This window comes from Emticicia aquatica (assembly GCF_923079645.1).
In the GTDB taxonomy this organism is placed as follows: domain Bacteria; phylum Bacteroidota; class Bacteroidia; order Cytophagales; family Spirosomataceae; genus Emticicia; species Emticicia aquatica.
Genome location: NZ_CAKLPY010000002.1, coordinates 1,670,569 through 1,679,207, shown reverse-complemented (window position 1 = coordinate 1,679,207; position 8,639 = coordinate 1,670,569). Strand labels below are relative to the sequence as shown.

6 protein-coding genes are annotated in these 8,639 nt (G+C 35.4%); 3 read left to right on the top strand and 3 right to left on the bottom strand.

All coding sequences use genetic code 11. The annotated features are described in order from the left end of the window. The first annotated feature begins 1,006 nt into the window (after positions 1 to 1,006). From crtID to dnaN, 3 genes are all read left to right on the top strand, one after another. Positions 1,007 to 2,482 (top strand): bifunctional phytoene desaturase/3,4-desaturase, encoded by a 1,476-nt coding sequence (gene crtID / locus MJQ71_RS16685; protein ID WP_238807838.1) that lies wholly within the window; start codon positions 1,007 to 1,009, stop codon positions 2,480 to 2,482. 184 nt (positions 2,483 to 2,666) lie between these two features. After that, positions 2,667 to 3,503 (top strand): phytoene/squalene synthase family protein, encoded by an 837-nt coding sequence (locus MJQ71_RS16680; protein WP_238807836.1) that lies wholly within the window; start codon positions 2,667 to 2,669, stop codon positions 3,501 to 3,503. Positions 3,504 to 3,724: 221 nt separating this feature from the next. Next, on the top strand, positions 3,725 to 4,849 hold the full coding sequence (gene dnaN / locus MJQ71_RS16675) for a DNA polymerase III subunit beta (RefSeq protein WP_238807835.1): 1,125 nt from the start codon (positions 3,725 to 3,727) through the stop codon (positions 4,847 to 4,849). Positions 4,850 to 4,936: 87 nt separating this feature from the next. Here the strand turns inward: dnaN and MJQ71_RS16670 are convergent, their stop codons facing one another. From MJQ71_RS16670 to MJQ71_RS16660, 3 genes are read right to left on the bottom strand one after another with little or no spacing between them, the layout of a single operon-like run. Further along, positions 4,937 to 5,686: a succinate dehydrogenase/fumarate reductase iron-sulfur subunit gene (locus MJQ71_RS16670; RefSeq protein ID WP_238807869.1), complete on the bottom strand. Its 750-nt coding sequence runs from the start codon at positions 5,684 to 5,686 to the stop codon at positions 4,937 to 4,939. A gap of 56 nt (positions 5,687 to 5,742) precedes the next feature. Further along, complete coding sequence (locus MJQ71_RS16665) at positions 5,743 to 7,725, bottom strand: fumarate reductase/succinate dehydrogenase flavoprotein subunit (protein WP_238807834.1); 1,983 nt, start codon at positions 7,723 to 7,725, stop codon at positions 5,743 to 5,745. A 28-nt stretch (positions 7,726 to 7,753) separates the two neighbouring features. Further along, a complete protein-coding gene (locus MJQ71_RS16660) occupies positions 7,754 to 8,545 on the bottom strand; it encodes a succinate dehydrogenase cytochrome b subunit (RefSeq protein ID WP_238807833.1) in 792 nt (263 codons plus the stop codon). Between the last annotated feature and the right edge of the window lie 94 nt (positions 8,546 to 8,639).

Below are 8,639 nucleotides of genomic sequence, written 5' to 3'. Positions count from 1 at the left end.
CAAACTCTCCATTGTAAATATCAAGTTTGCCTGACTACTTTAAAATATAATCTCGCATTTGCTCTCCCAATAAGTTAATGAACTTTACCCAATCAATTTCACCGAAATTAACCGAATTTGTTAATCCTCTAACAACTTAAACTATTGATAATCAATTCGTTATTAGACAATCCCCTTAATCTCTTTTCCATTTCTACTTTCCGAAACGGATTGCAAAGGTACGAAAAACTTTTTTAATAAACAAAATTATTTTTCGATTTTTTTTCTAATCCCTAATCCCCTTACTCTCTAATTCTATCGGGGTGCAAAGGTCTTAAAACAATTTAACAAAACCTAACACTTTTTGAAATTTCTTTTTCTTAATCTCCCCCTCTATTATCTCTCAATTCTATCGGGGTGCAAAGGTCTTAAAACAATTCAACAAAACCTAACACTTTTTGAAATTTCTTTTTCCTAATCTCCCCCTCTACTATCTCTCAACTCTATCGGGGTGCAAAGGTCTTAATTTAATTTAATAAAAACAAATAAACTTTAACCTTTTTTTAAAGCCCTATTTGCCATGCTCCTGCTACGCAACGTCAAACCTTTTTCCCCGCTCAACTCTCGTCGTTTGGGAGTGCAAAGGTACGAACTTTTTCTAACTACACAATACCCCCTAGCAAAACTATTTCTACCAACATCCAATTATCACCTAACTATCAGACATTTACAAAATTACTCAACCCAATAAATACAACAAGTTCTTTATATATTCATATATGAAACTCTGGGAAAGATACTGATTAACCTATTATCTCCTTTCTTTAAAACAAATTTGAATTATGCTTGTTTCCATCTTAGTTAATTTGGGTTTAGGAAGTGTATATAATAATGTAGATTCTACGAATGCTATTATATATATTGTTTCTTTATTGTTACCAATGTTTCTTTGTATATATATATTGTATTGTAGGCATTTCTAATGAATAGCTAACTGTACATAATAATAATGAACTAAAGTTTGATTATGAAAAGAGTAATTGTAATTGGGGCTGGCTTCTCTGGTATATCGGCTGCAACTAAATTGGCCAATGATGGCTATGATGTTACTGTGATTGAAAAGAATTCAATGGCTGGCGGAAGAGCTAGAGTTTTTGAAGAACAAGGTTTCGTTTTCGATATGGGTCCGAGCTGGTATTGGATGCCTGATATATTTGAGCGTTACTTTGCTGAGTTTGGGAAAAAGCCTTCTGATTATTATCAGTTGAAAAGGCTTGACCCTTCTTATAAGGTTATCTTTAATACGGCTGATGAAATCTCGTTACCTGCGAATATGCAAAAACTTGAAGAATTATTTGAAAGTATTGAAATTGGAAGCAGCAAACGATTAGCAGACTTTCTAGAAGAGTCTAAATATAAATATGATGTTGGCATTGGCGAGTTTGTTTGGAAACCTAGCATTTCGATAACAGAGTTTTTTGATATTCGTTTAGCATCTAAAGCGATAAGTCTCGACTTGTTTGCATCTTTTGGAAAGCATATTCGTAAATTCTTTTCAAATGAAAGGCTTTTACAATTAATGGAATTTCCAATTTTGTTTTTAGGAGCTACCCCTCAGAATACGCCAGCCTTGTACAGTTTGATGAATTACGCTGAAATTGCTCTTGGCACATGGTATCCGATGGGTGGCATGTATGAAATTGTAAAAGGTATAGTTTCGCTTGCAGAAGAAAAAGGAGTGAAATTCAAATTAGATGAACCTGTTACTTCCATATCAGTTGAAGGAAAATTGGCTCAAAAGGTAATTACTAATAAAGGCGAGTACGAGGTAGATATTGTAGTAGGTAGTGCCGATTATCATCATATTGAGGATAAACTATTAAGTGATGAAACCCGTAATTATAATGAACAATATTGGGATAAAAGAATAATGGCCCCTTCTTCATTATTATTTTATTTAGGAATAAATCGACGAGTTGATAAATTGACACATCATAATCTATTTTTTGATGAAGATTTTAATGTTCATGCCGACGAAATTTATACAAATCCAAAATGGCCAACAAAACCTTTGTTTTATGCTTCGGCCCCTTCAAAGACCGATAATAGTGTTACCCCAGAAGGCTGTGAAAATTTATTCGTCTTAATTCCAATTGCCCCAGATTTAGAAGATACCGAAGCGATAAGAGAAAAATATTACGCAATCGTGATGGAAAGATTAGAAGCCTATGTTGGTCATGATATTAGAAACCATGTTATTTATAAGAAAAGTTTTGCAGTAAATGATTTCAAAGCAGAATACAACTCATATAAAGGTAATGCCTATGGTTTGGCAAATACACTTTTCCAAACAGCATTCCTGAAACCAAGTTTAAAAAGTAAAAAAATTAAAAACCTATATTATACAGGACAACTAACTGTTCCTGGCCCAGGAGTTCCGCCATCATTGATTTCGGGTTTGGTAGTGGCAAAACAAGTAAACAAAGAATTTAAGGCTTCTTGAATGATAAATTAACAATAAATATATATTACTCTCTTTAAAACAGTTTTGAGTTTTCGTTGTTTATACAATTATATGTTATATATTGGAATACTGAAATATTTTACAATGACTTTTATCATGTTTCTAAAATATTTCATATACAATACTAAATCAATCTCTTAACTGTTTTGAACAAATAAAAGTAATGTTGGATTTGTACGAAAAAACTACTTTTGGGTGTAGTAAGCTTATTACTGAGCTTTACAGTACTTCCTTTACATTAGGTATTAAAACTCTTGATAAGAAGTTTCACGAACCTATATTTGCCATTTATGGCTTTGTAAGATATGCTGATGAAATTGTGGACACTTTCCATGACTTTGACAAGAAAGTATTATTAGACAGATATAAAGATGAAACTTATCGAGCCATTGAAGAAGGCATCAGTTTGAATCCAATTTTACATTCTTTTCAAAAAATCGTGAGGCAATATAAAATTGAACATGAACTCATTGCTGCTTTTTTGCATAGTATGGAAATGGATTTATACAACATTGCTTACGACGAGAATGGCTATGACGAATACATTTATGGTTCGGCAGAAGTTGTTGGCTTAATGTGTTTACGTGTTTTCTGCGAAGGAAATGAAACTTTATACGACAAACTAAAAGCTGATGCTCGAAGTTTGGGTGCCGCTTTTCAGAAAGTAAATTTTTTACGAGACTTAAAAAGTGATTTTAGTGAACGTGGAAGAGTATATTTTCCTGGCGTTGATTTTAATAATTTTGATATTTTGGCAAAAGAAATTATCGAAGCTGATATTCAAAAAGATTTTGATAGTGCTTACAGAGGAATCATGGGTTTGCCCGAAGGAGCAAAAAAAGGCGTTTATTTAGCTTACGTTTATTACTTAAAATTATTTAGTAGAATAAAACAAACAGCGGCTAATCGCATTCAACACGAACGCATCAGAGTGCCTGATAGAATAAAGTTTGCTTTACTTGCCAAAACGTTGGTTCAAAGTGGGCTGAACGTACTTTAATTAGGCAAAGTACATAATCATTTGTTTTTAGAATTTACTTTATAAAAATACTTTAGGCTATTGGCTATATTATAATGATATAATCAATAGCCTTTTTTCTTTTGCTAAACCCATATTTCTTAGTACTTTTGCTGACTTATTCTGCACCGAAAATTTTGGCACAATTTTCGTAAATAAGTACTCAAGCAATAAACTATTAAAAGTAAAACTCAATAAAACCCATGAAATTTATTATTTCGTCCTCCTCTTTACTGAAACACCTTTCTACTATTAATGGCGTTATTGCCAGTAATCCAATTGTTCCGATTCTTGAGAATTTTTTGTTTCAATTAGACAAGGCTAACTTAACCGTTACGGCTTCTGATATGCAGACTGTAATGATTACTGAGTTTGAAGTAGAATCTCGTGATAGTGGTTCGTTTGCTGTTCCTGCTCGTTTATTGTTAGATACTTTGCGTAGTTTACCTGAGCAACCAGTACAAATAAATATTGACGAAGAAACATTCGGAACAGAATTAGTAACTGCTAATGGCCGTTATAAGTTGGCGGGTGAAAATCCAATGGATTTTCCACGTGTGCCGCAAGTAAATCGTAATTTCAGTATTGAAATGGATTCGGATATGCTTGGTTCGGCCATTGCAAATACAATTTTTGCTACAAGTACAGATGATTTACGTCCAGCAATGACAGGCGTTTTTGTTCAAGTTTCTGATAATTCGACAACTTTTGTAGCAACTGATGGTCACCGTTTGATTCGTTATCGTCGTGAAGACATAAAATCTCCGAATGCAACTTCGATGATTTTACCTCGTAAGGCTCTTAACTTATTAAAATCTTCGCTCCCTGGTGAAACATTACCTGTAAAAGCTGAATTTAGCAATTCAAATGCATTTTTTAGTTTTGGACACATTAAAATGATTTGCCGATTAATTGACGAACGTTTCCCTGACTATGAAAATGTAATTCCACAGAGTAATCCCAATAAATTGAGAATTGAACGTACAGAATTATTGAGTACATTGAAGCGTATTTCAATTTATTCAAATAAAACTACACATCAAATTCGCTTAAAAATTTCGTCTAATGAGTTAGTTATTTCTGCTGAAGATTTGGATTATTCAAACGAAGCAACAGAAAAGCTTTCTTGCGAATATGATGGCGAAGAAATGGAAATTGGATTTAATGCTAAGTTTTTGATTGAAATGTTAAATAATTTGAGCGTAAAAAATATTTCTTTGGAAATGTCTCAACCAAATCGTGCAGGATTGATTATTCCTGTTGAGAAAACAGAAAATGAAGATACTTTAATGCTCGTTATGCCAGTGATGTTGAATACGTATGCGTAAATTAATGAGGTATTTCGATACTATATTTCTACAAAAAAGTCCCGACTTCACAAGAAATCGGGACTTTTTTAATGTACTTTGCTAATCTTAATTCGTAGAACCTAAACTTGCTCCAAGGTATTCACGGTTTAAGCGAGCTATATTTTCGAGAGAAATCTCTTTTGGACATTCAGCAGCACAAGCTCCAGTGTTTGTACAAGAACCAAATCCTTCTGCATCCATTTGAGCAACCATTTTCATTGCACGGTCTTGACGCTCTGGTTGACCTTGTGGCAATAATGCTAATTGCGAAACTTTTGCTGAAACGAATAACATTGCTGACGCATTTTTACAAGCAGAAACACAAGCTCCGCAACCGATACAAGCCGCAGCAGCAAATGCTTTGTCGGCATCATCTTTTGGTATAGGTAATGAATTTCCATCTTGAGCATTTCCTGTATTAACAGAAATATAACCACCTGATGCGATGATACGGTCGAATGAACTTCTGTCAACAACTAAATCTTTTACAACTGGAAATGCTACTGATCTCCAAGGTTCAACTACGATAGTATCACCATTTTTGAAGCTACGCATGTGCAATTGGCAAGTTGTTACGCCTTGTAGTGGTCCATGAGGTTGACCATTGATATACATCGAACACATTCCGCAGATACCCTCACGGCAATCGTGGTCAAATGCAATTGGTTCAGTTCCTTCTGAAACTAGGCGTTCGTTCAAAACGTCAAACATTTCTAAGAACGACATATCTTCAGAAATACCTTCAACTTGATAAGTTTCCAACTTACCGCTTGTTTTTTTATTTTTTTGACGCCACACTTTGAGTGTGATGTTCATATTACCTTCTGACATAACTGTAAATATTTTGTGTTCACCCCTTTTGGGGCAAGGGTTTATTTATAACTACGTTGAGCAATTTTGATGTTTTCGTAAATCAATGGTTCTGGGTTAAGGTTCCATTTGCTTTCACCTTCATATTCCCATGCTGCTACATACATGTAGTTCTCATCGTCACGAAGTGCTTCTCCTTCTTCGGTTTGGAACTCTTCACGGAAGTGACCACCACAAGATTCATTACGATTGAGAGCATCAACACACATTAATTCTCCAAGTTCGATAAAATCAGCAACACGACCAGCTTTATCTAATTCAGGATTAAATTCATCAGCATCACCCATAATACGTAAGTCTGACCAGAATTCTTTTTTCAAAGCTTGAATTTCAGCAATTGCTTCTTTCAGACCTTTTTCGTTACGAGCCATTCCGCATTTATCCCACATAATTTTACCTAAACGCTTGTGGAATGATTCGGGAGATTGTTTTCCTTTGATATTTATCAATTTGTTGATTCTATCTTGAACCGCTTTCTCAGCCTCCACAAACGCAGGATGGTCAGTTGGTATTGATTTGGTACGAATCTCACTTGAAAGATATGAGCCAATTGTATAAGGGATAACGAAGTATCCATCGGCTAAACCTTGCATCAAGGCACTTGCCCCAAGACGGTTTGCACCGTGATCAGAGAAATTAGCTTCACCCAAAGCATATAAACCTGGTACATTTGTCATCAAATTGTAATCAACCCAAAGTCCACCCATTGTATAATGAACCGCTGGATAAATACGCATTGGTAAAACGTAAGGGTCTTCTCCAGTAATTTGTTTGTACATATCAAACAAGTTACCATATTTCTCTTTCACAACCGCTCTACCCATTTCCGTAATTTGTTCTTTAGAAGCATCGTGCATATTCTTTTTGTTTGCTTCAATTTTTCCATAACGGTCAATTGCGAAAGCAAAATCAAGATATACAGCCATTTTTGATGCCCCAACTCCGTAACCTGCATCACAACGCTCTTTGGCGGCACGTGAGGCAATATCACGAGGGACTAAGTTTCCGAATGCAGGATATCGACGCTCTAAGTAGTAGTCTCTTTCTTCTTCTGGAATATCATTTCCAGCACGCTTATCATCTTTTTGTTTTGGCACCCAAATTCTACCATCGTTACGCAATGATTCTGACATCAAAGTAAGTTTCGACTGGTGGTCACCTGATACAGGGATACAAGTTGGGTGAATTTGTGTATAACAAGGATTGGCAAAATTTGCTCCTTTTTTATGTGCTTTCCAAGCGGCAGTTACGTTACTACCCATTGCATTGGTTGACAAATAGAATACGTTTCCGTATCCACCTGTACAAAGCAATACTGCGTGTCCGAAATGACGCTCAAGTTCGCCGGTTACTAAATTTTTAGCGATAATTCCACGAGCTTTTCCATCAATCATTACTACATCAAGCATTTCATGGCGAGTGTACATGGTTACGTTACCGATACCCACTTGACGCTCTAAACCAGAATAAGCTCCTAACAATAATTGTTGCCCTGTTTGACCAGCAGCATAAAAAGTACGTTGAACTTGCGTACCACCAAATGAGCGATTAGATAAAAGTCCACCATACTCACGAGCAAACGGAACACCTTGAGCCACGCATTGGTCGATGATATTACCCGAAACCTCTGCTAGACGGTGCACATTTCCTTCTCTTGCACGGTAATCACCACCTTTAATTGTATCATAAAATAAACGGTAAACAGAATCACCATCATTTTGATAATTTTTAGCAGCGTTGATACCACCTTGAGCTGCGATTGAGTGAGCTCGGCGAGGTGAATCTTGAAAACAAAACGCTTTAACTTTATAGCCGAGTTCGGCCAATGTAGCAGCAGCCGAAGCTCCAGCTAAGCCTGTTCCAACCACAATAATTTCCAAACTACGCTTGTTAGCCGGGTTTACTAATGGTACAGTTGAGCGATACTTTGTCCATTTGTCCGATAATGGACCTTCAGGAATTTTGGCATCTAATTTATTTGACATCTTATTATTATCAATTAGTCTATTAAAATCAATTACCCATTAAATGTTTTGCAAAGAAATATATTGGCATTGCTGCAAAGCCCAAAGGAATGGCAATAGCAAAAACCCAAGTACCAATAAATTTTACTAAAGGAGTATATTTAGGGTGATTCCAGCCTAAAGTTTGGAACGCACTTTGAAAGCCGTGATACAGGTGATATGCCACTGCAAACATTCCTAAAATATAAAAAATCACTAATAAAGGATTTTGGAACGAAACCCCAACTTCTTGAAATAAATCTTTCACGATTACAGAATGTGTACCTGCTGCTTCATTGCTCATTTCTACAATTTTCACTTCTTGTGTATAACCAGCGTCCATTGTTTTTGTTACAACTTCTCCTGTTGTTACGTTTTCGGTATATTGTACGTAAGGAAGTGGCTCATTGTGAAATTTATACCAAAAATCACCCATGTGAACAACAATGTAAACTAATAAGATTGTACCAAGGATGGCCATGTTGCGGCTTGAAAATGACGATTGATTTCTTACAACAGCGTAAGCTACTGGGCGAGCCTTTCGGTTCTGAAATTCAAGGTATAAACCCCAAAAAGCGTGAAAAAGAATCAAAGCGTAGTTTACATAAGAAACTATTTTGATAAGAGGAAACGTAGTCATAAAGACCGCATACTTATTGAAAGCATACCCTCCGTCATTTTTGAAAAGTTGTAAGTTTCCTATGAGATGAACCAATAGAAAAGTACAAAGAAATAGCCCTGTGAGTGACATCAGGACTTTCTTTCCAATTGAACTTGATAATGTTTTTGTGAGCCAAGACATAGCCTTATTTAATAATTTTAATGGACAATTGACGAATTTTGTATTCCTTTGAAAAATACAATTATTTTCATTGCCCAAAAGTAAGCCACAAATA

Bases quoted from the DNA above. Each gene is read 5' to 3' on its own strand.
- crtID (WP_238807838.1), top strand. From the start codon at position 1,007: ATGAAAAGAGTAATTGTAATTGGGGCTGGCTTCTCTGGTATATCGGCT.
- MJQ71_RS16680 (WP_238807836.1), top strand. From the start codon at position 2,667: ATGTTGGATTTGTACGAAAAAACTACTTTTGGGTGTAGTAAGCTTATT.
- dnaN (WP_238807835.1), top strand. From the start codon at position 3,725: ATGAAATTTATTATTTCGTCCTCCTCTTTACTGAAACACCTTTCTACT.
- MJQ71_RS16670 (WP_238807869.1), bottom strand. From the start codon at position 5,686: ATGAACATCACACTCAAAGTGTGGCGTCAAAAAAATAAAAAAACAAGC.
- MJQ71_RS16665 (WP_238807834.1), bottom strand. From the start codon at position 7,725: ATGTCAAATAAATTAGATGCCAAAATTCCTGAAGGTCCATTATCGGAC.
- MJQ71_RS16660 (WP_238807833.1), bottom strand. From the start codon at position 8,545: ATGTCTTGGCTCACAAAAACATTATCAAGTTCAATTGGAAAGAAAGTC.